Below are 23,690 nucleotides of genomic sequence, written 5' to 3'. Positions count from 1 at the left end.
GGGGCAAACCTCCTGTAGGGGCGAGTCCGCGCTGTTAAAGAATCGCAGACGTGGAAGAGGAACTGCTCACCGGAGGCGGGCTCAACCAGGTGGTTCGGGTCGGCGGCACGGTCCGCCGCCCCACCGGCCCGTGGACGCCGATGGTGCACCGACTGCTGGACCACCTGGCACCGCTGGGCATAGCGCCCCTGGTGCACGGGTTCGACGACGAGGGCCGCGAGGTGCTCACCTACCTGGAGGGAGAGGTGGGTCACCCGCCGATCCCCGAGCACCTGCGCGGCGACGACACCCTCGTCGCCGTGGCGAAGCTGGTCCGCGTGCTGCACGACGCCACCGCCGAGCTGGCCGACCAGCGCGACGGCTGGCGGTTCCCCGCGATCGAGCCGGTGGAGGTCATCTGCCACAACGACCTCGCGCCCTACAACGTGGTCTTCGACGGCGCCGAGCCGGTCGGCCTGATCGACTTCGACACCGCGCGCCCCGGCCCGCGCTGGTGGGACCTGGCCTACACCGCCTACTGCCTGGCGCCGCTGTCGCCGGAGTTCGGCACCCCCGACGAGCAGTGGCGGCGGGCCGAGCTGTTCTGCGCCGCCTACGGCACCACCGCCGAGGGGCTGGGCCGCCACGTCCTCGCCCGGTTGGACGACATGGTCCGGATGATCCGCGAACTCCCGGAGTTCCACCGGCAGCGCGAGGAGGGTCACGACCTGCTGTATTCGCGCCACGCGGAGTACGTGCGCGCGCACTTCCAAGATCGGTAAAGCCAACCGGCCCCCGGCGGCCTACGGTGGGTGACATGGACGCGTTCACCCCGCAGCCGAGGCCCTGCTGGATCGCCGGACGCGCCGAACAAGGCGCCGAGGCCACCACCGTGTTCCACCCCTTCGACGGCACCGAGGTCGCCTCGGTCGCCGTGCCCGGACCCGACCAGGTGGAACGGGCCGTCGCCGCCGCCGCGGCGGCGGCCAAGCCGTTCCGGCGCACCCCGGCGCACCTGCGGGCCGAGGCGCTGATGCGGGTCTCGGCCGCGCTGGCCGAGCGGGCCGAGGAGATCGCCGAGACCATCACCGCCGAGAACGGCAAGCCGCTGAAGTGGGCGAACATCGAGGTGACCCGCGCGGTCAACACCTTCCGGTTCGCCGCCGAGGAGGCCCGCCGGTTCACCGGCGAGCTCCAGCGGCTGGACACCGACGCCAACGGGGAGGGCAGGCTGGCGGTGGTCCGGCGGGTGCCGCGCGGCCCGGTGCTGGCCGTGGCCCCGTTCAACTTCCCGCTGAACCTGGTGGCGCACAAGGTCGCGCCCGCGCTCGCGGTGGGCGCCCCGGTGATCGTCAAGCCCGCCTCGGCCACGCCGCTGTCGGCGCTGCTGCTGGGCGAGCTGCTGGCCGAGACCGACCTGCCCGAGGGCGCGTTCTCCGTGCTGCCGGTGCGCGGCGCGGACATGAAGTCGCTGGTCACCGACGAGCGGCTGCCGGTCATCTCGTTCACCGGCTCCACCTCGGTCGGCTGGTCGCTGGCCGAGGCCGCGCCGCGCAAGCACGTGGTGATGGAGCTGGGCAGCAACAGCGCGGCCATCGTCTGCCCGGACTGGCCGGACCTGGACCAGGCCGCCGCGCGCATCGCCACGTTCGGCAACTACCAGGCGGGCCAGTCCTGCATCGCGGTGCAGCGGGTGCTGGTGCACCGGGACGTGGCCGGGGAGTTCGTGCCGAAGCTGGTGGAGAAGGTGCGCGCCCTGCGCACCGGCGACCCGCACGACCCGGAGGTCGAGGTCGGGCCGCTGATCGACGAGGACAACGCCAAGCGGGTCCAGGAGTGGGTGGCCGAGGCGGTGTCGGCGGGCGCGACGCTGCACGTGGGCGGCGGGCGCACCGGCACCTCGATGGAGCCCACCGTGGTCCAGGACGTGCCGCCGGAGGCGAACCTGTGGCGCCAGGAGGTGTTCGGGCCGGTGCTGGTGGTGTCCGTGGTGGACAGCGTGGCCGAGGCGTTCGAGCAGGCCAACGCCACCGACTACGGCCTGCAGGCGGGCGTGTTCACCCGTGACGTGGGGGTGGCGTTCGAGGCGGCGGCCGAGCTGGAGGTCGGCGGCGTGATCATCGGCGACGTGCCGTCCTACCGGGCCGACCAGATGCCCTACGGCGGGGTCAAGGGCTCGGGCACCGGGCGTGAGGGCGTGCGATCGGCGATGGAGGACTTCACCGAGGAGCGCACCATGGTGCTCACCGGTATCGCTCTCTAGCCCGAACCCGCACTTCTCCCTGTTCGCCTCGGCCGACGGCGCGCACGCTGGTGCGGCGACCGTTGTCGCGGCGAACCGGGGAGGGTGCCATGTCCACGCGCGGGGGAATCGGCGGCTGCGTGACGGTGCTGGTGCTGGTGGGCTTCGTGGCTTACGCCCACCAGCACCCGGACCAGGCGTTGGCGTTCGCGCGGGAAGCCCTGGTGCTGCTGAGCCGGGCCGCCGACGCCCTCGCCACCTTCCTCCAGCACCTCACCACCTGACGCCTGCAAGTACTACCCGCCCCGCTCCCCAGGGCCGGTACCTACTACCCGGCGACCGAGCGCTCGGGCCGGGGTCGGCTACGTCAACCCCGCCCAGGCCGCCAACCGCGCCACCGGCTCACTGCGACGCCGCACGCGAGCCAGTGCCCTGATCAGCTCGTGGACCTGCGGGTGGTACCGCGTCTGCTGGGGTGCGATCCGCCGCGCCACCTGGAGTTCGCGCATGACGCTCTCGTGGTCGCCGCGCATGAGGTGCGCGCGGGCCAGGTCGATGTGGTGGTGCCCGATCCTCGCCGGGTAGAGCTCGCCCGCCAGGTCCAGTTCGGCGGCGCGCTTCACGGCCGCGCCGGGTTCGCCCCATTCCACGGCCGCCGCGACGGCGTGGATCTCGACGTTGGCCGCGGAGAAGGCGGTGTCGAACTGGTCGCCCACCGTGGTGACGTGGCGTGCCAACTCCCGCGCTTCCCGCAAGTGCGATTCCGATTCCACGCGGCTGCCGAGACGTGCCGAGATTATCGAGCCGGTGAGGTGCACCGCACCGAGGACTTCCACCCTTCGCGGGTCCTTCTGCTCGCGCAGTTCGGCGTCGGCCTTGTCCAGCAACAACGCGCCCGCATGGTAACTGCCGCTGAACATGAGGACTTGAGAGCGCGTGTAGAGCCCCATCGCCGACCAGATCGGATCACCGCTCAACCGTGCCGATGTGGACATCCTCTCGGCGGCCCAGGCGCTCAAGGAGAGGTTGCCGAATTTGTAAGCCGCGAACATCGCCGAGTAGTACGCCTTGGCGAGGAGCAGGTGCACGTGCCCGCGTTGCCCGGAGGGTGCCACGACGGAGTGGGCGTTGAGGTGGCGCAGGAGGTCCGGAAGCACTTCGAGGACGTCGGAGTACCGGCTCAGCCGACCACGGGCGATGACGTGGTCCAGGAGGGCCGAGAGTTCGGCCTGCGGGCGCAGCGGTCCGTCGAGGATCGCGTCGTCGCCTTCGATGATCGCGCGTTCCAAGTCCGGGACGAATCTCTTCTCCATCCCGTACCGACCTTGGATCGAATCGAAACCGCGCACACAGGTCAAGTCGGTGACCAGCAGACCCAGTGCGCGCGCAACGGATGCGATGAACGCGGGCGATGGCAGGACAACACCCTGCTCCACTTTCTTCACGAGCGATGGCGAGATGTTCGCGCGAGCAGCCAACTGCGATTGGGTCAGGCCGGCGAGCTTTCGCGCTTCGACCACGCGCGCGGCCACGCCGTCGTCTTCGAATCCCATCCGCCACCTCCTGCTCGGTGGTTCGACCGTACCGCTCGCGGACCAGCGCTCCGGGATTTTTGTCCCTTCTTTGTCACCTCGTCTCGCTGGTCATTCTTAACGTGGTGCTCGCGTGGCGCCTGCCGACAACGCGACAGAACCAGAGCACATCCCTCACCGCCCGGAGAGCACCATGACCCCCTCGACCCGCCGACAGCACACCGTCCCGCTCGTTCCCTACGTGACGGCGTGGTCGGCCGAGGAGTGCGACAGCCCCGAGGTGATCGCGCTGCCCGGCAACCGGGGCATCGGCTACCGCGACGAGACGCCCCTGGACCGCGACGAGCACGACATCCTGCTCACCCGGACCCGCAACGCCCCCGGCCAGGGCAGGCCGCGCCTGGGCGTGGTCCACGCCGCCCGCCAGCGCCACGCCATGCGCCACCTGCTGTGCCAGGTCTGCGGCCACCCCGCCGACACCACCGCCGAAGGCACCCTGTGGCTGCTGCAGGACCACCGCGACGACTGGCCCGGCTGGCCGCTCGGCATGGCCGTTACCGAACCACCCGTGTGCGCCCCCTGCGCCACCCCGGCCGCCCGCTCCTGCCCAGCCCTGCGCCGAGGCTACGTCCTGCTCCGCGTCCGCAACGCCCCCCTCGTCGGAGTCCACGGCACCCTGCGACGCCCCTTCGGCACGCCCATCGCCACCAACCCGGTCATCGCCACCTTCACCGACCCGCTGACCCCCTGGGTCCTGGCCTCGCACCTGGTCCGCGAGGTGCGCCAGGCGACCCCGATCGCCTGACGCCGGGGCTCAGCGGTCGGCGGTCCTGATCTCCACGATCGGCAGCCGCAGCGCGCCGGGCGCGGAGGCGGGCACGGCGGGCTTGACCGGCGGCACGGGTGGGACGCGCCGGTAGGGCGCGCCCTGCTCGGGCCGGGGGTCGGCCTCGCCCTTGTTCGGCCACGCGGCGAACGCGCGCTCGGCCTGGGCGGTGATGGTCAGCGACGGGTTCACGCCCAGGTTCGCCGAGATCGCCGAGCCGTCCACCACGGACAGGCCGGGGTAGCCGTGCACCCGGTGGTAGGGGTCGATGACACCGGTCGAGGCGTCCTCGCCGATCGGGCAGCCGCCGATGAAGTGCGCGGTCAGCGGGATGTTGAACAGCTCGCCCCACGTGCCGCCGGGGACGCCGCCGATGTGCCGGGCGGCCAGCAGGTTCGCCCGGTGGCCCGCCGGGATGAACGTCGGGTTGGGCTGCCCGTGGCCCTGCTTGGAGGTCAGCTTGCGCCTGCCGAACCTGCTCCGGCGGGTGAAGGTGGTGATGGAGTTGTCCAGGCTCTGCATCACCAGCAGGATCACCGTGCGCTCGCTCCACCGGTGCACCGACAGCACCCTGGCCAGCCGCAGCGGGTGGCGGACCGCCTGGACCAGGAACTGCACCAGCCTCGGCGTGGCCTTCGCGCCGTCGGTGGCCAGCGTCTGGAGCAGGCCCATGGCGTTGCTGCCCTTGCCGTAGCGGACCGGCTCGATGTGCGTGGTCTCGTCCGGGTGAATCGACGAGGTGATGGCCACACCCCTGGTGAAGTCGCGCTCCGCGTCGACGGTGAAGCGGCCCGCGCCGATGATCGCCTCGGAGTTGGTGCGGGTCAGCTCGCCCAGCCGGGGTGAGAGCCGGGGCAGCGCGCCCTCGTCCCGCATCCGGTGCAGCAGTCGCTGGGTGCCCCAGGTGCCCGCGGCCAGCACGACCTGGCCCGCGGTGAGCACGCGGGTGCCCCGGCGCAGGCCGCCGGTGCGCCGGGTGGTGACCGCCCAGGTGCCGTCCGGGGCCTGCCGCAGGTCGGTCACCGTGGTCAGCGGCAGCACCCGCGCGCCGTTGCGCTCCGCCAGGTACAGGTAGTTCTTGACCAGCGTGTTCTTCGCGCCGACGCGGCAGCCGGACATGCACGAGCCGCACTCGGTGCAGCCGGTGCGGGCCGGTCCCGCGCCGCCGAAGTAGGGGTCCTCGGCGGGCTGGCCCGGTTCGCCGAAGAACACGCCGACCGGGGTGGGGTGGTAGCTGTCGGCCACGCCCATGTCCTCGGCGACGGCGCGCATCACCTCGTCGGACGGGGTGGTGGTCGGGTTCTCCACCACTCCCAGCATCCGGCTGGCCTGGTCGTAGAACGGGGCCAGCTCGGCTTCCCAGTCGGTGATGTGCGCCCACTGCCGGTCCCGGTAGAAGGGCTTGAGCGGCCGGTACAGCGTGTTGGCGTAGACCAGCGACCCGCCACCGACGCCCGCGCCCGCCAGGACCACCACGTTGCGCAGCGCGTGGATGCGCTGGATGCCGTAGCAGCCCAGCAGCGGCGCCCACAGGTAGCGGCGCAGGTCCCAGGACGTCCTGGCGAACTCGTGGTCGGCGAACCGGCGCCCGGCCTCCACCACGGCGACCCGGTAGCCCTTCTCGGTCAGCCGGAGGGCGGCCACGCTGCCGCCGAACCCGGAGCCGACCACCACGACGTCGTAGTCCGCCGCCTGCTTGTTACCGGCGAGTTCACCCATGCGCACGACAGTAGATGTAACTTCCGGTAACGCCTAGTCCTCGACCGGTTCAGACCAGCAGGACACCCACCGTGAAGATCAGCGCCGCGACCACCAGACCCGCCGAGACCAGCACCGCCGGGTGCGCCCACCGGGGCGCCTGCTTCCGCGTGCCCGCTCCCCCCGGCGCCGCCTCGGCCTCGTCCGCCACGTCGCTGTCGAAGAACTCCTCGACTCCCACGCCCACTACCCCCGGATGGTCAGGCCGACCTTCTGGAACTCCTTGAGATCGGAGTACCCCGTCTTGGCCATGGCCCGCCGCAGCGAGCCGAACAGGTTGGTGACGCCCCTCGGGTCCACCGACGGCCCGAACAGCAGGCTGCGCAGGTCCACCACCTGGTCCACGCCGGTGGACACGTGGCTGCGCGGCACCGACGGGTGCGCCGAGGCCGCGGTCCAGTACAGGCCCTGGGCGGGCGCCTCCGCGGCGGCGGCCAGCGGCTCGCCCAGCATCACCGCGTCCGCCCCGCACGCGATCGACTTGGCCACGTCGCCGCTGGTCAGCACGCCGCCGTCGGCGATGACGTGCACGTAGCGGCCACCGGTCTCGTCCAGGTAGTCCCGCCGCGCCGCGGCGGCGTCGGCGATCGCGGTCGCCATCGGCACGCCGATGCCCAGCACCGAGTCCGTCGTGGTCACCCCCGGCGTGTAGCCGTAGCCGACGATCACGCCCGCCGCGCCGGTCCGCATCAGGTGCATGGCCGTGCGGTAGTCGCCCACGCCGCCCGCGATCACCGGGATGTCCAGGTCGGCGATGAACGACTTGAGGTTCAGCGGCTCGCCGTCGCGCGAGACGTGCTCGGCGGAGATGATCGTGCCCTGCACGACCAGGATCTCCACGCCCGCCGCGAGTAGGTCCGGGGTCAGCTCGGCCGCCCGCTGCGGGCTGACCCGCACCGCCACCGTGACGCCCGACTCGCGCACCTGCTTGATCGCCTCGGCGATCAGGTCGATGCGCACCGGGGCGGAGTGCAGCTCCTGCAGCACCCGCACCGGCGCACCGGGGTCGTCGGTGTCCTCCACCGCCTGCACCAGCCGGAACAGCGCCTCGTCGACGTCGGCGTGACGCGCCCACAGGCCCTCGGCGTTGAGCACGCCCAACCCGCCCAGCTCGCCGACCGCCACCGCCGTGCCCGGCGAGACGATCGCGTCGGTGGGGTGGGTGATCAGCGGGATCTCGAACCGGTAGGCGTCGATCTGCCACGCCGTCGAGACGTCCTTGGACGAGCGGGTCCGGCGGGACGGGATGATCTCGACGTCGTCCAGCTCGTAGGCCCGCCTGGCGGTCCGGCCCATGCCGATCTCGACCAGATCGCGCACTTGTTGTCCTCTTCTCAGCGAATCAGCGAAGCAGCTGGGTCAGCGGGTGGTGTAGTTCGGGGCTTCGACGGTCATGGTGACGTCGTGCGGGTGGCTCTCCTTCAGGCCCGCCGCCGTGATCCGCACCAGCTGCGCCTGCTGCAGTTCCGCGATCGTCTTCGAACCGGTGTAGCCCATCGCGGAGCGCAGGCCGCCGTTGAGCTGGTGCACCACCTGGGCCAGCGGGCCGCGGAACGGGATGCGGCCCTCGATGCCCTCGGGCACCAGCTTGTCCTCGGACAGCACGTCGTCCTGGAAGTAGCGGTCCTTGGAGTAGGACTTGCCCTGGCCGCGACCGCGCAGCGCGCCCAGCGAGCCCATGCCCCGGTAGGTCTTGAACTGCTTGCCGTTGACCAGGATCAGCTCGCCCGGCGCCTCGGCGGTGCCCGCCAGCAGGCTGCCCAGCATGACCACGCTGGCGCCCGCGGCGATGGCCTTGGCGATGTCGCCGGAGTACTGGATGCCGCCGTCGCCGATCACCGGCACGCCCGCCGGGGCGCAGGCCAGGTTCGCCTCGTAGATCGCGCTGATCTGCGGCACGCCCACGCCCGCCACCACGCGGGTGGTGCAGATCGAGCCGGGGCCGACGCCGACCTTCACGCCGTCCGCGCCCGCGTCCACCAGCGCCTGCGCGCCCGCGCGGGTGGCCACGTTGCCGCCGACCACGTCGACCTCGTCGCCCAGCTCCTTCTTCACCCGCGCCACCATCTCCAGCACGTTGCGCTGGTGGCCGTGCGCGGTGTCGACCATGATCACGTCGATGCCCGCGTCGGCCAGCGCCATCGCGCGGGTGAAGCTGTCCTCGCCGACGCCGATCGCGGCGGCGCACAGCAGCCTGCCATCGGGGTCCTTGGAGGCGTTGGGGTACTGCTCGGTCTTGACGAAGTCCTTGACCGTGATCAGGCCGCGCAGCTTGCCGTCGCCGTCGATGATCGGCAGCTTCTCCACCTTGTGCCTGCGCAGCAGGCCCAGCGCGGCCTCGGCGGACACGCCCACCTGCGCGGTGACCAGCGGGCCGTTGGTCATCACCTCGCGCACCGGGCGGCTGTGGTCGACCTCGAAGCGCATGTCGCGGTTGGTGATGATGCCCACCAGCTTGCCGTCCGCGTCGGTCACCGGGACGCCGGAGATGCGGTAGCGCGCGCACAGCTCGTCGACGTGGGCGATCGTGTCGTCCGGGGAGCAGGTGACCGGGTCGCTGACCATGCCCGCCTCGGACCGCTTGACGGTCTCGGCCTGGCGGGCCTGCTCCTCGACGGACAGGTTGCGGTGCAGCACGCCGATACCGCCCTGGCGGGCCATGGAGATGGCCATCCTGGCCTCGGTGACGGTGTCCATCGCGGCGGAGGCCAGCGGCACGCGCAGGGTGATGTTGCGGGACAGCCTGGTGCTGGTGTCGACACCGCTGGGCACGATCTCGGACTCAGCGGGCAGCAGCAGGACGTCGTCGAAGGTCAGTCCCAGCATCGCGAACTTGCTCGGGACTCCGTCAGCGTTGAGCTCGCTGGTCATGGCAGCAGGCTTGCCTTCCATCGTGCGGTGATCCCGCCGCTGCGGAGGTGGTTTCCGCAGTCGGCGACGGGTTCCACCCATGGTATCTGGACGGCTTCGGGGGTCCGCCCGGTACCGTGCGGGGTCGTGCCGCACGACGCCTTGCCACCAGACCCGTTCGCGGGCGACCCCGAGGACCCGGCCAGGGAGCTCGGCGAGCCCGACCACGACCACGACCACCCGCCGATGGACGACGTCGAACGCGCCGAGCTCGTCGGGGACCTCAGCGACCTGGCCGTCTACCAGGCGCTGCTGGAACCCCGCGGGGTGCGCGGGATCGTGGTCGACTGCGGCGAGTGCGACGAGCCGCACTACCACGACTGGGCGCTGCTGCGGTCCAGCCTGGAGCAGCTGCTGTCGGACGGCCGGATGCGCCCGCACGAACCCGCCTACGACCCGGACCCGGCCGCCTACGTGAGCTGGGAGTACTGCCGCGGCTACGCGGACGGCGTGACCGCCACCGAGAGCGCCCGCTAGCCCCACTTCGCGGACCGCGCCGCCGGGTAGTAGCGACCGGCCCGCTAGCGGGCGCCGGGTAGTACTTGCAGGCGCGACGAAGCCCGCCCCCGGTGTGGGAGCGGGCTTCGTCACACCCCGCGCGTCAGCTAGCTCGCCGCGGTCTCGGAGTTCGTCTCGGTGGCCGGCTTCTCGGCCTGCCCGCGCGACTCGCCGCCGGTCGTCGGCAGGGCGGGCGGGGGCGGCTCCTCGGTGACCTGGCCGCTCTGCTCCGTCGTCGTGGTCGGCGGCGGGGCGGTGCTCGGCTCCGTGGTGGCCTTGGTCGGCTCGGTGGTGGTGGGGAGCGTGGTGCTCTGCGCCAGTGTCGTGGTCGTGGGGGCCGGAGCGCCCGCCGACGGGGTCCCGGCAGGGGCCGGGGTGCTGGTCAGCTCCTCCAGCAGCGACTCGTGGGTCTCCACGAGCGCTTCCTTGCCGTCGTCGGTGGAGACCTCCGGCAGCGCGATGCCCGCCTTGAGCAGCGCGTCCCTGGCCTCCTCCAGCTTGCCCTCGCGCAGTGCCGCGCGGGCGGTGTCCAGGTCCGTGCGCACCGCGACGGCGGCTTCCACCGATCGCGCGTGGTCGGAGTACAGCACCCTGGTCAGGCCCCACAGCGTGTCGCCCGGCCGGGCGTCGCGGGCCACCAGGCTGACGCCGGTGAAGGCGATCGCCAGCACGGCGGCGGCGCTCGCCAGCGGGATCAGGAACCGGTGCCTGCGCGGCACCGGCCGGGCGGCGGCGATCGTCGCCACCGCGGTGTCGGTGTCCACCAGCTCGCCCACCGGGCGGCTGTCCACCTCGCGCCGCCACGCCAGCAGCAGCGCGTTCAGCTCGTCGTCTGCGAGGGAGTCGGGCTGCTCACCGGCACGTCCGCCGAGTGCGTCGAGCAGCGCGTCATCCGCTCTGATGCCCGCGAGGTCGTCCCCTGGCTCAACCGCTGGATCATCCGAGGTGAGCGGGGGTCTCCCGTCTTTTCCGCGCACGATTTCTCCGTTGCCCTTCTCGTGCTGGTCGGCCACTCAGACCACCTCCTCCGCTGCCAGCGTCTTGCGGAGGCGGGCGAGGGCACGGTGCTGGGCGACCCGCACCGCGCCGGGCGTGGAGCCCACCGCTTCGGCGGTCTCCTCGGCCGACAGGCCGACCACTACTCGAAGCAGCAGGATCTCCCGCTGCTTGTCCGGCAGGACTTTGAGCAGGTGCGCCATCCGCTCCGACAGCTCGCCCTGCATCGCGCGCTGCTCCGGGCCCGCCTCGGTCTCCGGCGCGTCCGGGATCTCCGGGACCGGCTCCGACCGGTTCCGGGCCGACGACCGGTGGGCGTCGGCCACCTTGTGCGCCGCGATGCCGTACACGAACGCCAAGAACGGCCGACCCTGGTCTCGGTAGCTGGGCAACGCCGTCAGCACGGCGAGACACACCTCCTGGGCCACGTCGTCTGCCGAAGCGAATGACCTCTCCTGCCTGCCTACGCGGGCGCGGCAGTACCGCACCACGAGGGGTCGGACGGAGGCCAGCAGCCGCTCGATCGCGTGGCGGTCGCCATCGACAGCTGCGCCCACATCGGCATCCAGTCCGTCCCCCAAGTTGCTCATCGCAGACAACAGCCCTGGCGTTACGAGTTGGCTTACCAGCAAGGAACGGCACGGGACGATCGACGCCCGCGCCGGTGCCCCACCGTACCGGTAGGGCGTCGCGCCTGGGCGCGACGGGTGTGAACAAGGTCTCTGACCTGGCGACACGCCGGGACGGCGAAACGGTCCGGTGACAGTGGTGTCACCGGACCGGTCGAGGAAGGAGCACCCGTCGACGCCGCCGGGTCAGGACACGAGGCCGCGGCGGAAGCCGTGCGCCACGGCCTGCGCGCGGTCGCGCACGCCGAGCTTGCGGAACAGCCTGCGCGCGTGCGTCTTCACCGTGTCCTCGGACAGGTAGAGCTCGCGGCCGATCTGGCCGTTGCTCTTGCCCTGGCTCATGCCCCGCAGGACCTGCAGCTCCCGCTCGGTGAGCTGGACCCCCGGATCGGAGGGCTGGCGCGGCGCGGGCACCGACGTGCTCGCCAGGGTGTGCGCCAGCGCGGCCACCAGCTCGGGGCGCGAGGCGTCCCAGCGGAGGTAGCCGCGGGCGCCGCCCGCGATGGCGGCGGCGATGCTGCCCGCGTCGTCGGGGGCGCCGAAGACTATGACGTTGGCCTGGGGGTTGGCCGAGACGAGCCGCCGGGTCGCTTCGACCCCGGTCGGAACGGCGCGCTGGGTACCCACCAGTACGACGTCGACCGGCTGCCTGGAGAAGCGAGCCAACAACTCGTCACCGTGCGCTACGCAGTCGATGCGGCTAACCCCGGGGACAGCCGACATCACACGGGTGAGACCCTCCCGCACACTGCGCCGGTCGTCGCAAATAAGGACCGTGGTCACGGGGACTCCTTCCTGCAGCCGAGTGACGTTCCACTTCCCCTATCGGACGCTAGCGGCCGAACCTTGACACGATCTGGTGCTTAATCCGTCAAGAAGTTCGTCTCAGCGTCTGCGTTCGGGGGTTCCCCGGAACGGAGCAGCGCCGTCGGGATCCAAGGGGAAGCGACCGCCCATCGTCGGCTGATCGGGTCAGCTCTGCGTAACACGCAGCTCAGCGCGTTGACGGCGTGTTCACGGACTTGTTCACTCTCCGCAATGTTGCGGCCCGCGGTTCCCTCTGCCAAGACCAGCGCCGTCGGCCAGACCAACGAGAGGAGCCCGAGATCAGTGGTGTGATTTAGGTCACACGATAGCACTTCGAGACCCGCGCGGACGCTTTCCGGGGTCCCCCGGACGACCAGCGCGGTGCCCAGGACGAGCCGGGACTTGAGCAGGTGCCGGGTCGCGCCCGCCCGCTCGGCCGCCTCGACGGCCAGTCCGGCGAACGGCTCCGCCGCCTCCGGGCGACCGCTCGCCAGCTCGATCTCGGCCGCCACCCAGCCGTGCCGCACCCGCGCCCGCCACCCCACGGGCTCGACCGCCGCGTGCAGCCGCCGCGCCTCCCCCAGCCTGCCCGCGCCCAGCGCGTCGGCGGCCAGCCCGAGCAGCGCGTCGGCCCTGGCGCCCGCCGGGTCCACGCCGTGCGGGTCGCCGCCCGCCCCGCCGGGGGCCTTGGCCAGCGCCACCGCGTCCAGCCGCCGGGCCGCCGCGTGGGCGCCGAGCTGGCGGCGGTGCGAGGCCAGCGCACTGGCCGCCAGCGAGGCCACGAGGTCGTCGCCGCGCAGCAGCTCGCCCAGCGCGGCGGCGGCCGCCGCGTAGTGGCCCCGCGCCCCCAACACCACGGCGGCCAGCCAGCGCTCGGTCCGGGTGCCGCGCAGCCCAGCCCACACCTCGGCGCCGGGATCACCCCCGAACGCGGCTTCGCGCAACCGCCCCTCGTCCACGCGCTGAACCTAGCCGCCCCGTGCGTCGAACGCGCCCGGCTTCAGCAAACGGCTCCGGCAAACGGCTCCGGCGGACCGCTTCAGCAGACCGCGCGCTCGACCGCGTCCGCCGCCGAGCTCAGGTCGTTGACCCGCTCGGCGGGCGCGGGCACCACGCCGCGCTCCCAGCCAGGACCGGCCGCGAACACCCGCACCTGCTGCCGCGTCCTGGGCAGCGCCGACACCGCGCCCGGATCGGCGTAGCGCGGCAGCTGCGCCCACAGCACCACCGCCGAGGGCGCGGTGCGCCGCACCGCCGAGGTCAGCGCGTCCAGCGGCAGCGCCGCCCCCAGGTGCCGCACCCCGATCCCGCGCCGCGCCAGCACCGCGGCCAGCGGGTACAGCGGCAGCACGTGCCGCTCCTCGGGCAGGCACGCCAGCAGCACCGGGCGGTGGTTGCGCGGCTCGGTCACCAGCGGCGTGGCGCGCACCATCGCAGCCAGCACGCACTCGTCCAGCAGGTGCGAGACCTCCACGCCCGCGCCCGAGTGCGCCCACCGGGCCGCCACCGCGGCCAGCACGGGGCGGACCACCTCGTCCCAGGTCGCGATCACGCCGTCGGCCTCGATCGAGTCCGCCAGCAGCCGCTGCGCGGCGGTGGCGTCCATGGCCAGCGCCGCGCGGCCCAGCCCACGCGCCCGGCGGCCCGCGCCGGACATCCGCAGGTCGCGCCCATCGGAGGAGGGCTCACCGGGGGACGAACCGGCCGGGGCGAACTCGCCGCCGGTCAGCAGCGGCGCCGCGGCGGACTCGCGGGGCGCGGTCAGCGCGTACTTGGCCGCTTCGGCCGACGAGGCGCCGCGCTGCAGTGCCCGCTGCATCAGCTCCAGCCGCGCCACGTCACCCGGCGCGTATTTCCGGTGTCGCCCGGAAGTGTGATTGCTGGGCCCCAGTCCGTAACGCCGGTCCCAGGTGCGCAGAGTAGCCGGGGCCACCCCCAGCCTGCGTGCCACCGCGGCCACCGAGAGCAGCACCAGGTGCGGTGACTCTTCTTGTGGCACAACGGTTTCCCGCTCACCGCCGAGGTGCGGGAGGGGGTGCTCGCGGGGGGTCGTCACGCAGACATGGTCCGTTCACCTGCGGTCACCGGCAAATCCGGGTCGGTGGACCGGTACCAGCCCATGGACTGAATTGACACGGAAGCGCTCCCCGACCCCTTGAACAAGCTTTGACGCGGTTTTACGGTGGATCATCGCTACGCCGAACGGAGCAGTGCAGTCGGCCAAGGAGGCGGTTCGATGGCGGACACCCGAAGGCTTCCCGGTCCCAACGCCGACCTGTGGGACTGGCAGATGCGCGGCTCGTGCCGCGGAATGGACAGCGCGTTCTTCTTCCACCCGGACGGTGAGCGCGGCCCCGCCAGGGCCAGGCGGGAGGCCAGGGCCAAAGCGGTCTGCCAGACCTGCCCGGTGCTGGAGATGTGCCGCAAGCACGCCCTAGCCGTGCAGGAGCCGTACGGCATCTGGGGCGGGCTGTCGGAATCGGAGCGGGACGGCATCATCCGGGCCCGCAAGCGGCAGTACACCCTCACCTGAACGCGCCGGGGGCGGCACCCGTTCGGGTACCGCCCCCTGGATCGACTCGCCTCCGGCTCAGCAGTCCGGCTCAGCGGCTCGGTTCAGCGGCTCGGCTCAGTGGCCGTGACCGTGGCCGTGCCCGTGACCCGCGGCCGCGGGCTCCTCTTCCTTCTTCTCCACGACGGCGCTCTCCGTGGTGAGCACCATGCGGGCGATGGAAGCGGCGTTGGCCACCGCGGAGCGGGTGACCTTGACCGGGTCGATGATGCCCGCGTCGAGCAGGTCGCCGTACTGCAGCGTGGCGGCGTTGAGGCCGAAGCCCCAGTCCTGCTCGCGGACCTTGTTCACCACGACCGCGCCTTCCAGGCCCGCGTTCGCGGCGATCCAGAACAGCGCGGCGCCCAGCGCCTCGCGGACCACCGCGACACCGGTGGCCTCGTCGCCGGTCAGGTCCAGGTCGCCGTCGAGCACCTTGGAGGCGTGCACCAGCGCCGAACCGCCGCCGGGCACGATGCCCTCCTCGACCGCGGCCTTGGTCGCCGACACCGCGTCCTCGATGCGGTGCTTGCGCTCCTTGAGCTCGGTCTCGGTGGCCGCGCCGACCTTGATCACGGCGATGCCGCCGGACAGCTTGGCCAGCCGCTCCTGCAGCTTCTCGCGGTCCCAGTCGGAGTCGGTCGCCTCGATCTCGCGGCGCAGCTGCTCCGCGCGGGCGGCGATGTCGGCCTTGGTGCCGCCGCCGTCGACGATCGTGGTGTCGTCCTTGCCGACCACCACGCGGCGCGCGGTGCCCAGCACGTCCAGGCCGGACTCGGACAGCTTCAGGCCCACCTCGGCGGAGATCACCTTCGCGCCGGTGACCACGGCCAGGTCGTCCAGGAACGCCTTGCGGCGGTCGCCGAAGTACGGCGCCTTGACCGCGACCACGCGCAGGGTCTTGCGCAGGGCGTTGACCACCAGGGTGGACAGCGCCTCGCCCTCGACGTCCTCGGCGATGATCACCAGCGGCTTGCCCGCCTCGGCGACCTTCTCCAGCAGCGGCAGCAGGTCGGCCAGCGCCGAGATCTTCTCCCGGTGCAGCAGGATGCGGGCGTCCTCGAACACCGCTTCCTGGGCCTCCAGGTCGGTGGCGAAGTGCGCCGAGATGTAGCCCTTGTCGAACTGCACGCCCTCGGTGATCTGCAGGTCGGTGGCCAGCGTCGAGGACTCCTCGACGGTGATCACACCGTCCTCGCCGACCTTCTCGATGGCCTCGCCCAGCAGCGAGCCGATCGACTCGTCGCGCGAGGACACCGTGCCGACCTGGGCGATGTTGTCGCGGCCCTTGACCGGGGTGGCCTTGGCCTTGAGGGCGTCGACCACCGCGTCGGCGGCGGCCTGGATGCCCCGGCCCAGCGCGGTCGGGTTGGCACCGGCCGCCACGTTGCGCAGGCCGACCCGGACCATCGCCTGGGCCAGCACGGTGGCGGTGGTGGTGCCGTCACCGGCCACGTCGTTGGTCTTGGTGGCCACGCTCTTGGCCAGCTGGGCGCCCAGGTTCTCGAAGGCGTCCTCCAGCTCCACCTCGCGGGCGATGGTCACACCGTCGTTGGTGACCGTCGGCCCGCCGAACTTCTTGTCCAGCACGACGTGGCGGCCGCGCGGACCCAGGGTCACCTTGACCGTGTCCGCGAGCTTGTTCACGCCGCGCTCGAGCGCCCGACGAGCGTCCTCGTCGAAGCTGATCTGCTTGGCCATACCCAACCTCTCTGGTGCGAAACGCCCCGGAAAGCCCCGGAAGGGGTCGCCGGGGCGCTCTGCGTGTCAGCCGAACGTCAGTTGATGACGGCCAGCACGTCGCGGGCGGAGAGGATCAGGTACTCCTCGCCGTTGTACTTGACCTCGGTGCCGCCGTACTTCGAGTAGATGACGACGTCGCCGACAGCCACGTCCACCGGAACGCGGTTGCCCTTGTCGTCGATCCGGCCGGGGCCGACCGCGAGGACCTTGCCCTCCTGGGGCTTCTCCTTCGCGGTGTCCGGGATCACGAGGCCGGAAGCGGTCGTGGTCTCGGCCTCGCTGGCCTGGACGACGATCTTGTCCTCGAGCGGCTTGATGTTCACGCTCACCGGGCTGACCTCCACGGTCGTCGAAAGCGTTGGCAGGTTGCGTTTACGGCTCCTGCCACCCCGCCGTCGCGGGGGTCGGGGCGGTTGCTGGTGCCGTGCATCTAGCACTCTACCCATGCGAGTGCCAACGCTTCAACGAGCCCCCGGAGGACCACCCCACAGGGTCGCCCACCCCACGTCCGCCGTCCGCCCGCGGTTCACCCGGTGTCCACGATCGTGGACCACGGTGGTGCCCCATGACCAGGGTGACGCGACGATCGCTGATCATCGGCGGCATGGCCCTCGCCGCGGCGGGGACCACGGCGGGCGCCGGGTGGGCCAGGCTCACCGACCCCTTCACGCTCGGTGTCGCCTCGGGCGACCCGACCCCCGACGGAGTGGTGCTGTGGACGCGGCTGGCCCCCCGTCCGCTCAACGAGGACGGCCTCGGCGGCATGCCCGACCGGCCCGTCCCGGTGCACTGGGAGCTGGCCGAGGACGAGCGGTTCCGGCACGTGGTGCGGCGCGGCACGCAGGTCGCCCGGCCGGAGTCCGGGCACAGCGTGCACGTGGAGCCGTTCGGCCTGCGCCCCGGTCGCGAGTACTACTACCGGTTCAGGGCCGAGGGGCACCTCTCGCCGGTCGGCCGCACCAGGACCGCGCCCGCGCCCGGCGTGCTCAGCACCGACCTGACCATGTGCTTCGCCTCCTGCGCGCACTTCGGCGAGGGCTACTTCACCGCCTACCGGCGGCTGGCCGAGGACCACCCGGACCTGGTCCTGCACCTGGGCGACTACCAGTACGAGTACGCCGCCAAGGCGGGCGACGTGCGCCAGGTCGTCGGCCCGGAGACCCGCACCCTGGCGGACTACCGGCTGCGGCACGCGCAGTACAAGACCGACGCGGACCTCCAGCTGGCCCACTCGGTCGCGCCGTGGCTGGTGGTGTGGGACGACCACGAGATCGAGAACAACTGGGCCGACGACACGCCCGAACAACCCGATCCGGCGTTCCCCGATCGGCGGGCGGCGGCGTTCCAGGCCTACTACGAGAACATGCCGCTGCGCCGCGCCGCGCGCCCGGACGGCGGCGACATGCGGCTGTACCGGCGGGTGCGGTGGGGCGGCCTGGCCACCTTCCACATGCTCGACACCCGGCAGTACCGGGACGACCAGGCGTGCGGCGACGGGTGGAAGACCTGCTCCGACACCAGCTCGGCGACCCGCACCATCACCGGCGCCGAGCAGGAGGCGTGGCTGCTCGACGGGTTCCGGCGGTCCCGCTCGCGCTGGGACGTGCTCGGCCAGCAGGTGTTCTTCGCCGAGCGGGACCGCAAGGACGGCCCCGACAAGGAGCTGTCCATGGACTCCTGGGACGGCTACCTGGCATCCCGCGACCGGGTGACACGCGGATGGGTGGACGCCAAGGTGCGCAACGCCGTGGTGCTCACCGGCGACGTGCACGCGCACTACGCGGCCGACATCAAGCAGGACTGGAACGACCCCGCGTCGTCCAGGACCGTGGGCACCGAACTGGTGTGCACCTCGGTGACCTCCGGGCGCGACGGCAACGACACCGTGGACGAGGTGCAGCTGCGGCTCAACCCGCACATCAAGCTGCACAGCCGCCGTCGCGGCTACGTGCGCACGAAGTTCACCGCGCGCGAGATGCGGGCGGACTTCCGGGTGCTGCCCCAGGTGAGCACGCCGGGCGCGGAGGCGAGCACGCTCAAGTCGTTCGTGGTCGAGGACCGCAACCCCGGCCTCAACCCGGTCTGACCGGCCGGTGCGGCGCCGCGACCGCGCGGCGCCGCACCCCCGGTTCACCCCGTGGGGTTCACCGCTTCCGGATCACCTCGATCAGCGAGGTCCAGCTCTCCCTGCCGTGCCCGGCCGCGATGGCACGGTCGTAGAGCGACTGGACCGCGCGCGGCAGCTCGGCGTCGATGCCGCCCGCCTCGCTGGCGCCCACCACGTGCCGCGCCGTGGCCCCCATCATCAGCACGTTGGCCTCGTCACCGGGGTGGTTGCCCTCGTCGAGGTGGCGGACCGTCTCGTCCAGGTACAGGCCCAGCGAGTCGACGTTGTCCGCCAGGTACCGGACGAAGTTCCGCGCGGGCACGCCCGCCGTGCCGACCAGCGCGAACGCGTGCAGGATGCCCGCCAGGCCGGTCAGGAACGCGTCCAGCTGCGCCTGGTAGAACAGCTGCGCCAGCGAGTGCTCCGCGCCGACGTACTCCGGCCTGCCGATGACCGACAGCGTCGGCTCGTAGGGCTCCAGCACCTCGCGCGGGCCGCTGTAGAACACGTAGGCCGACTCCGTGCCGATCAGCGGCGCGGGCACCATCACCCCGCCGGTGATCAGTTCGGCGCCGCGCTCGGCCAGCCAGGCCGCCGCCCGCACCGTCTCCTCGGGGGTGTCCGAGCTGAGGTTGACCACCACGCGCCCCGCCAGCGGCGTGCCGTCGAGGATCTCGTACATCGCCGCGTAGTCGGTCAGGCTCAGCAGCACCAGCCGGTTGGCCCCGACCGCCGCCGCGGCCGTCTCCGCCCGGACCGCCCCCTTGGCCACCAGCTCGTCCGCCCGGCTCGCGGTGCGGTTCCACACCGTCACCGGGTGGCCGTGCTCCAGGAACTTCGCCACCATCCCCCGCCCCATCGGCCCGAGGCCGATCAGGGTCAGCGGCGTCTTCTCCCCAGTCATGCGCTCTCTCCGTTCCGCTCGGATCACCCCACGGTGCGCGTGCCCGCGCACGGTCCGCTGGGGGTTCGCGCACGGCGCCGGTGATCACCGCTACGTTCGAATCGTGCGATTCGGCGTGTTGGGGCCGCTGGCGGTGTGGACCGACGGCGGCGAGCCGGTCCGGGTGCCCGAGGCGAAGGTCCGCGCGCTGCTCGCGGACCTGCTGGTGCACCACGGGCAACCGGTGTCGGCGGACCGGCTCGCCGAGGACCTGTGGGCGGGCAGGCCGCCGGGCAACCCGGTGAACACCCTGCAGACCAAGGTCTCCCAGCTGCGCCGGGCGCTGGAGGCCGGGCAGCCCGGCGGTCGCGCGCTGGTCCGCCGCGGGCCCGCGGGCTACCTGCTGCGGGCGGACGCGCTGGACCTGCTGGAGTTCCGCGACCTGGTGGCGCGGGCCCGGACCGCCGACCCCCGCGCGCGGGCGTCGCTGCTCGGCGCGGCGCTGGCGCTGTGGCGCGGCGAGCCGCTGGCCGACTTCGCCGACGAGCCGTTCGCCGCGCCGTTCGCGCGGCGGCTGGCCGAGGAGCGGCTGGCCGCCGTGGAGGACCGGGCCGAAGCCCTGCTGGCGCTGGGCGAGCAGCCCGACGACCTCACCGCCGAGGTCGTCCGCCACCCGCTGCGGGAACGGCTGGTCGGACTGCACATGCGCGCGCTGTACCGGGCGGGCAGGCAGGTCGAGGCGCTGGAGGCGTACACGGCGCTGCGCCGGGCCTTGAACGAGGAACTCGGCCTGTCACCCAGCCCGGAGCTGGCCGCGCTGCACGAGTCGATCCTCAAGCACGAGGTCGGCGGGCGGCGCGTCGAGGCCGCCTGGGCGGGTCGGCCCCGGACCAACCTGCCCGCCCCGGTGACCGAGCTGGTCGGTCGCGCGGACGCGCTGCGCGAGGTGCGCGAGCTGCTGGCCCGGTCGCGGCTGGTGACGCTGACCGGGCCGGGCGGGGTGGGCAAGACCCGGCTGGCCGTCGAGGTGGCCAGGGGCGTGCCGGGCACGGTGCTGCTGGTCGAGCTGGCGGGCGCGGACCGCGCCGAGCGGGTGGTGGCCGCGGTGGCCGCCGTGCTGGGCGTGCGGGAGGACCTGCCCGGCGCGTTCGACGACCTGGCGGACTGGGTGGCGGAGGCGCTGCGCGCCCGCGAGCTGCTGCTGGTGCTGGACAACTGCGAGCAGGTGGTCGAGCCGGTGGCCGCGCTGGTGTCGCGGCTGCTCGCCGCCGCGCCGGGGCTGCGCGTGCTGGCGACCAGCCGGGAACCGCTCGGGCTGGCCGCCGAGGCGCTGTGGGCGGTGCCGCCGCTGGACGTGCCCGGCCCGGACGACGACACCGGCGCCAGCGGCGCGGTGCGGCTGTTCGTGGCGCGGGCGCGGGCCGCGGGCTTCACCCCCGGCCCGGACGACGCCCGCACCGTGGCGGCGGTGTGCCGCAGGCTCGACGGGCTGCCGCTGGCGCTGGAGCTGGCCGCGACCAGGGTGCGCGCGCTGGGCGTGGCGGGCCTGCTGGAGCGGCTGGACGACCGGTTCCGGCTGCTGGCGGGCGGGCACCGCGACGCGCCCGCCCGCCAGCGCACGCTGCGGGCGGTCGTCGACTGGAGCTGGGACCTGCTGGCCGAGCGGGAGCGGGTGGTGCTGCGCAGGCTGTCCGCGCACGTCGACGGCTGCCCGCTGGACGCGGCCGAGGCGGTGTGCGCGGGGCCGGGCGTGCCCGCCGACGAGGTGCTCGACGCGCTGGACCGGCTGGTCAACCGGTCGCTGGTGGTGGCCGACCACGGGCCGGGCGGGCCGCGCTACCGGCTGCTGGAGTCGATCGCCGAGTACGGGCGGGAGCGGCTGCGGCAGGCGGGCGAGCAGGAGGCCATCCGGCGCGGGCACGCCGCGTTCCACCTGGCGCTGGCCGAGCGCGCCGACCCGGAGCTGCGCGGCCACCGGCAGCTGGAGTGGCTGCGCAGGCTGGACGCCGACACGGCGAACCTGCGGGCCGCGCTGGACGTGCTCGACGGCGACGCCGCCGCCCGCCTGACCCGCGCCCTGACCTGGTACTGGTTCCTGCGCGGGCGGATCACCGAGGCCAGGCGGGCGCTGCGGGCCGCGCCGGGCGCGGAGGCCGCCGCCTGGCACGCCGGGTTCGGGGTGCTCGCGGGCGAACCCGTCGACCAGGCCGCGGTCGACGGCGCGAGCGCCATCGCCGACCCGGCGGCGCGGGCCCGCGCCCACTGGTTCCTCGGCTACGTGCTGACCACCATCGGCGACATGGCCGCGGGCGAGCGGCTCACCGACCTGGCGCTGGCCGGGTTCCGGCGGCTGGGCGACCGCTGGGGCCAGGCCGCCGCGCTCAGCGACCGGGTGAGCCAGGCCCTCACCCAGGGCCGGTTGGACGTGGCGCACCGCTCCGCCGAGCACAGCGACCGGCTGTTCACCGAGCTGGGCGACCGCTGGGGCCGGTTGCAGGCGTCGTTCGCGCTGGGCACGCTGGCCCAGATCGGCGGCGACTACGAGCGGGCCGCGCGGGTGCACCGGGAGGGCCTGCGGCTGGCCGAGGAGCTGGAGTCGTGGCCGGAGGTGTCGTACACGCTGTCCTGGCTGGGCCGGGTCTCGCTGCTGCGCGGCGACCACGACCGGGCGCGGGACTTCCACGAGCGCGCCCGGCGGCTGGCCGCCGAGCTGGGCTTCGGGCCGGGCGAGGTGTACGCCGAGACCGGCCTGGCGCTGGGCGCGCGCAGGCGGGGCGATCTGGACGCCGCCGAGCGCCACCTGCTGCGGGTGCTGCGCTGGCACCGCTCCGTCGGCTTCGCGGCGGGCAGCACGCTGGCGCTGGCCGAGCTGGGTTTCGTCGCCGAGCTGCGCGGCGACCTGGACGCCGCCCGCGCCTGGCACGCCGAGGGGCTCGCCCTGGCCCGCGAGGTGGGCGACCCGCGCGCCGTCGCGCTCGCGCTGGAGGGCACCGCCGGGGTCCGCGTCCTGGAGGGCGATCCCGTCGAAGCCGCCCGCCTGCTGGCCGAGGCGGCGGCCCTGCGCGAGTCCGTCGGCGTGCCGCTGCCCGCCGCCGAGCGCCACGACGTGGACCGCATCACCGCTGCCATCCACCGCCTCACCCCCGCGTCGGCAAGTACTACCCGCCCCGTTCCCGAGAGCGGTTAGCCACTACCCGGCGCCGGGGCGGGTAGTGGCAAGCTGCCCGGAAACGGCGCACGGGTAGTACTTGCCGACGCGGTCAGAAGACCTGGACGGTGCTCACGGGGAGGCCGGGGGTGGTGGACAGGTCCAGCGGGGACGGCTTCGCGCCCGCGGCGACCAGGTGGGCGCCCAGCGCGGCGATCATCGCGCCGTTGTCGGTGCACAGCCGGGGCCGGGGCACGCGCAGCTGGATGCCCGCCTCCGCGCAGCGCTCGGCGGCCAGCCCGGACAGCCGGGAGTTCGCCGCCACCCCGCCGGAGATCACCAGCGTGTCCACCCCGAGGTCCTTGCACGCCCGGACCGCCTTGGCGGTCAGCACGTCCGCCACGGCCTCCTGGAACGACGCCGCCACGTCGGCCAGCGGGATCTCCTCGCCCGCCCGCTCCTGCCGCTCCACCCACCGCGCCACGGCGGTCTTCAGCCCGGAGAAGGAGAAGTCGTACTTGGCGTCGCGCGGACCGGTCAGGCCGCGCGGGAACGTGATGGCGCACCCGTTGCCCTGCTTGGCCAGCTTGTCGATGGGCGGACCACCGGGGTAGGGCAGGTCCAGCAGCCGGGCCACCTTGTCGTAGGCCTCGCCCGCCGCGTCGTCCACGGTCGAGCCGATCTCGGTGATCCGCTCGGCCAGGCCCTCCACCAGCAGCAGCTGCGAGTGGCCGCCGGAGACCAGCAGGGCAAGGCAGCGCTTCGGCAGCGGCCCGTGCTCCAGGGTGTCCGCGGCGACGTGGCCCGCCAGGTGGTTCACGCCCAGCAGCGGCTTGTCCAGCGCCGCCGCGTACGCCTTGGCCGCCGAGACGCCCACCAGCAGCGCCCCGGCCAGGCCGGGCCCCGCGGTGACCGCGATGGAGTGGATATCGGACAGCTCGACGTCGGCCTTCTCCAGCGCCCGGCGCATGGTGGGCACCATCGCCTCCAGGTGGGCGCGGCTGGCCACCTCCGGCACGACGCCGCCGAAGCGGGCGTGCTCCTCGACGCTGGAGGCGACCTCGTCGGCCAGCAGCTCCAG

22 protein-coding genes are annotated in these 23,690 nt (G+C 73.2%); 8 read left to right on the top strand and 14 right to left on the bottom strand.

Going from position 1 to position 23,690, the window contains the following annotated elements:
* The first annotated feature begins 50 nt into the window (after positions 1 to 50).
* From IEZ00_RS16930 to IEZ00_RS16920, 3 genes are all read left to right on the top strand, one after another.
* Entirely contained in the window at positions 51 to 761 is a 711-nt protein-coding gene (locus IEZ00_RS16930) for a phosphotransferase (protein ID WP_209622973.1), read from the top strand.
* Positions 762 to 796: 35 nt separating this feature from the next.
* Entirely contained in the window at positions 797 to 2,242 is a 1,446-nt protein-coding gene (locus IEZ00_RS16925) for an aldehyde dehydrogenase family protein (RefSeq protein ID WP_189224211.1), read from the top strand.
* An 89-nt stretch (positions 2,243 to 2,331) separates the two neighbouring features.
* The gene (locus IEZ00_RS16920; RefSeq protein ID WP_189224210.1) at positions 2,332 to 2,505 is read left to right on the top strand and encodes a hypothetical protein; all 174 of its coding nucleotides are present in this window, start codon (positions 2,332 to 2,334) and stop codon (positions 2,503 to 2,505) included.
* A 78-nt stretch (positions 2,506 to 2,583) separates the two neighbouring features.
* On the opposite strand, the gene IEZ00_RS16915 is transcribed toward IEZ00_RS16920, so the two are convergent.
* Positions 2,584 to 3,774, bottom strand: a complete 1,191-nt coding sequence (locus IEZ00_RS16915) for a helix-turn-helix domain-containing protein (protein WP_189224209.1) — start codon at positions 3,772 to 3,774, stop codon at positions 2,584 to 2,586.
* A gap of 172 nt (positions 3,775 to 3,946) precedes the next feature.
* On the opposite strand from IEZ00_RS16915, the gene IEZ00_RS16910 reads away from it, so the two are divergent.
* Positions 3,947 to 4,558 carry a hypothetical protein gene (locus tag IEZ00_RS16910; protein ID WP_189224208.1) on the top strand — a complete coding sequence of 204 codons (612 nt, stop codon included), beginning with the start codon at positions 3,947 to 3,949 and terminating at the stop codon, positions 4,556 to 4,558.
* A 9-nt stretch (positions 4,559 to 4,567) separates the two neighbouring features.
* On the opposite strand, the gene IEZ00_RS16905 is transcribed toward IEZ00_RS16910, so the two are convergent.
* Genes IEZ00_RS16905 through guaB form a run of 4 tightly spaced genes read right to left on the bottom strand, consistent with a single transcriptional unit; the run spans position 4,568 to position 9,208 of the window.
* A complete protein-coding gene (locus IEZ00_RS16905; RefSeq protein ID WP_189224207.1) occupies positions 4,568 to 6,298 on the bottom strand; it encodes a GMC family oxidoreductase in 1,731 nt (576 codons plus the stop codon).
* A gap of 49 nt (positions 6,299 to 6,347) precedes the next feature.
* Positions 6,348 to 6,518: a hypothetical protein gene (locus tag IEZ00_RS16900; protein ID WP_189224206.1), complete on the bottom strand. Its 171-nt coding sequence runs from the start codon at positions 6,516 to 6,518 to the stop codon at positions 6,348 to 6,350.
* A 5-nt stretch (positions 6,519 to 6,523) separates the two neighbouring features.
* Positions 6,524 to 7,657 (bottom strand): GuaB3 family IMP dehydrogenase-related protein, encoded by a 1,134-nt coding sequence (locus IEZ00_RS16895; RefSeq protein ID WP_189224205.1) that lies wholly within the window; start codon positions 7,655 to 7,657, stop codon positions 6,524 to 6,526.
* 39 nt (positions 7,658 to 7,696) lie between these two features.
* Positions 7,697 to 9,208, bottom strand: coding sequence for an IMP dehydrogenase (gene guaB, locus IEZ00_RS16890; protein WP_189224204.1), 1,512 nt, complete (start codon positions 9,206 to 9,208; stop codon positions 7,697 to 7,699).
* Between the two features lie 126 nt (positions 9,209 to 9,334).
* On the opposite strand from guaB, the gene IEZ00_RS16885 reads away from it, so the two are divergent.
* On the top strand, positions 9,335 to 9,724 hold the full coding sequence (locus tag IEZ00_RS16885; RefSeq protein ID WP_189224203.1) for a DUF5319 domain-containing protein: 390 nt from the start codon (positions 9,335 to 9,337) through the stop codon (positions 9,722 to 9,724).
* A gap of 128 nt (positions 9,725 to 9,852) precedes the next feature.
* On the opposite strand, the gene IEZ00_RS16880 is transcribed toward IEZ00_RS16885, so the two are convergent.
* The 5 genes from IEZ00_RS16880 to IEZ00_RS16860 form a co-directional block, all read right to left on the bottom strand.
* Positions 9,853 to 10,758, bottom strand: a complete 906-nt coding sequence (locus IEZ00_RS16880; protein ID WP_189224202.1) for an anti-sigma-D factor RsdA — start codon at positions 10,756 to 10,758, stop codon at positions 9,853 to 9,855.
* Positions 10,759 to 11,331 (bottom strand): sigma-70 family RNA polymerase sigma factor, encoded by a 573-nt coding sequence (locus tag IEZ00_RS16875; protein WP_189224201.1) that lies wholly within the window; start codon positions 11,329 to 11,331, stop codon positions 10,759 to 10,761. It lies immediately after the preceding gene.
* A gap of 225 nt (positions 11,332 to 11,556) precedes the next feature.
* Complete coding sequence (locus IEZ00_RS16870) at positions 11,557 to 12,153, bottom strand: response regulator transcription factor (RefSeq protein WP_015805222.1); 597 nt, start codon at positions 12,151 to 12,153, stop codon at positions 11,557 to 11,559.
* A gap of 80 nt (positions 12,154 to 12,233) precedes the next feature.
* Entirely contained in the window at positions 12,234 to 13,136 is a 903-nt protein-coding gene (locus tag IEZ00_RS16865) for a hypothetical protein (protein WP_189224200.1), read from the bottom strand.
* A gap of 80 nt (positions 13,137 to 13,216) precedes the next feature.
* Positions 13,217 to 14,152: a MerR family transcriptional regulator gene (locus IEZ00_RS16860; RefSeq protein WP_229795846.1), complete on the bottom strand. Its 936-nt coding sequence runs from the start codon at positions 14,150 to 14,152 to the stop codon at positions 13,217 to 13,219.
* Between the two features lie 261 nt (positions 14,153 to 14,413).
* On the opposite strand from IEZ00_RS16860, the gene IEZ00_RS16855 reads away from it, so the two are divergent.
* A complete protein-coding gene (locus IEZ00_RS16855; protein WP_276515716.1) occupies positions 14,414 to 14,710 on the top strand; it encodes a WhiB family transcriptional regulator in 297 nt (98 codons plus the stop codon).
* Positions 14,711 to 14,806: 96 nt separating this feature from the next.
* Here IEZ00_RS16855 and groL read toward each other — a convergent pair whose 3' ends face one another.
* Together groL and groES are read right to left on the bottom strand one after the other, a co-directional pair.
* Positions 14,807 to 16,429 (bottom strand): chaperonin GroEL, encoded by a 1,623-nt coding sequence (groL, locus tag IEZ00_RS16850; RefSeq protein WP_189224199.1) that lies wholly within the window; start codon positions 16,427 to 16,429, stop codon positions 14,807 to 14,809.
* A gap of 77 nt (positions 16,430 to 16,506) precedes the next feature.
* Positions 16,507 to 16,800 (bottom strand): co-chaperone GroES, encoded by a 294-nt coding sequence (groES, locus tag IEZ00_RS16845; RefSeq protein ID WP_033428811.1) that lies wholly within the window; start codon positions 16,798 to 16,800, stop codon positions 16,507 to 16,509.
* A gap of 236 nt (positions 16,801 to 17,036) precedes the next feature.
* Between groES and IEZ00_RS16840 the strand changes: the two genes are divergently transcribed.
* A complete protein-coding gene (locus tag IEZ00_RS16840) occupies positions 17,037 to 18,557 on the top strand; it encodes an alkaline phosphatase D family protein (RefSeq protein ID WP_189224198.1) in 1,521 nt (506 codons plus the stop codon).
* A gap of 58 nt (positions 18,558 to 18,615) precedes the next feature.
* Here IEZ00_RS16840 and IEZ00_RS16835 read toward each other — a convergent pair whose 3' ends face one another.
* Positions 18,616 to 19,482 (bottom strand): NAD(P)-dependent oxidoreductase, encoded by an 867-nt coding sequence (locus IEZ00_RS16835; RefSeq protein ID WP_189224197.1) that lies wholly within the window; start codon positions 19,480 to 19,482, stop codon positions 18,616 to 18,618.
* Between the two features lie 103 nt (positions 19,483 to 19,585).
* On the opposite strand from IEZ00_RS16835, the gene IEZ00_RS16830 reads away from it, so the two are divergent.
* Entirely contained in the window at positions 19,586 to 22,648 is a 3,063-nt protein-coding gene (locus tag IEZ00_RS16830; RefSeq protein ID WP_189224196.1) for an AfsR/SARP family transcriptional regulator, read from the top strand.
* 73 nt (positions 22,649 to 22,721) lie between these two features.
* Here IEZ00_RS16830 and tsaD read toward each other — a convergent pair.
* The coding region (gene tsaD / locus IEZ00_RS16825) for a tRNA (adenosine(37)-N6)-threonylcarbamoyltransferase complex transferase subunit TsaD (RefSeq protein ID WP_229795812.1) at positions 22,722 to 23,690 on the bottom strand (969 nt) is incomplete at its 5' end.

The organism is Saccharothrix coeruleofusca (assembly GCF_014648515.1).
Lineage (GTDB): Bacteria > Actinomycetota > Actinomycetes > Mycobacteriales > Pseudonocardiaceae > Actinosynnema > Actinosynnema coeruleofuscum.
The sequence above is the reverse complement of the archived record's forward strand: the minus strand, read 5'-3'. Positions and strand labels throughout refer to the sequence as shown.

Coding starts and splice junctions, on each gene's coding strand:
- IEZ00_RS16925 (WP_189224211.1), top strand. CDS start 797: ATGGACGCGTTCACCCCGCAGCCGAGGCCCTGCTGGATCGCCGGACGC.
- IEZ00_RS16920 (WP_189224210.1), top strand. CDS start 2,332: ATGTCCACGCGCGGGGGAATCGGCGGCTGCGTGACGGTGCTGGTGCTG.
- IEZ00_RS16915 (WP_189224209.1), bottom strand. CDS start 3,774: ATGGGATTCGAAGACGACGGCGTGGCCGCGCGCGTGGTCGAAGCGCGA.
- IEZ00_RS16910 (WP_189224208.1), top strand. CDS start 3,947: ATGACCCCCTCGACCCGCCGACAGCACACCGTCCCGCTCGTTCCCTAC.
- IEZ00_RS16905 (WP_189224207.1), bottom strand. CDS start 6,298: ATGGGTGAACTCGCCGGTAACAAGCAGGCGGCGGACTACGACGTCGTG.
- guaB (WP_189224204.1), bottom strand. CDS start 9,208: ATGACCAGCGAGCTCAACGCTGACGGAGTCCCGAGCAAGTTCGCGATG.
- IEZ00_RS16875 (WP_189224201.1), bottom strand. CDS start 11,331: ATGAGCAACTTGGGGGACGGACTGGATGCCGATGTGGGCGCAGCTGTC.
- IEZ00_RS16855 (WP_276515716.1), top strand. CDS start 14,414: ATGGCGGACACCCGAAGGCTTCCCGGTCCCAACGCCGACCTGTGGGAC.
- groL (WP_189224199.1), bottom strand. CDS start 16,429: ATGGCCAAGCAGATCAGCTTCGACGAGGACGCTCGTCGGGCGCTCGAG.
- IEZ00_RS16840 (WP_189224198.1), top strand. CDS start 17,037: ATGACCAGGGTGACGCGACGATCGCTGATCATCGGCGGCATGGCCCTC.
- IEZ00_RS16835 (WP_189224197.1), bottom strand. CDS start 19,482: ATGACTGGGGAGAAGACGCCGCTGACCCTGATCGGCCTCGGGCCGATG.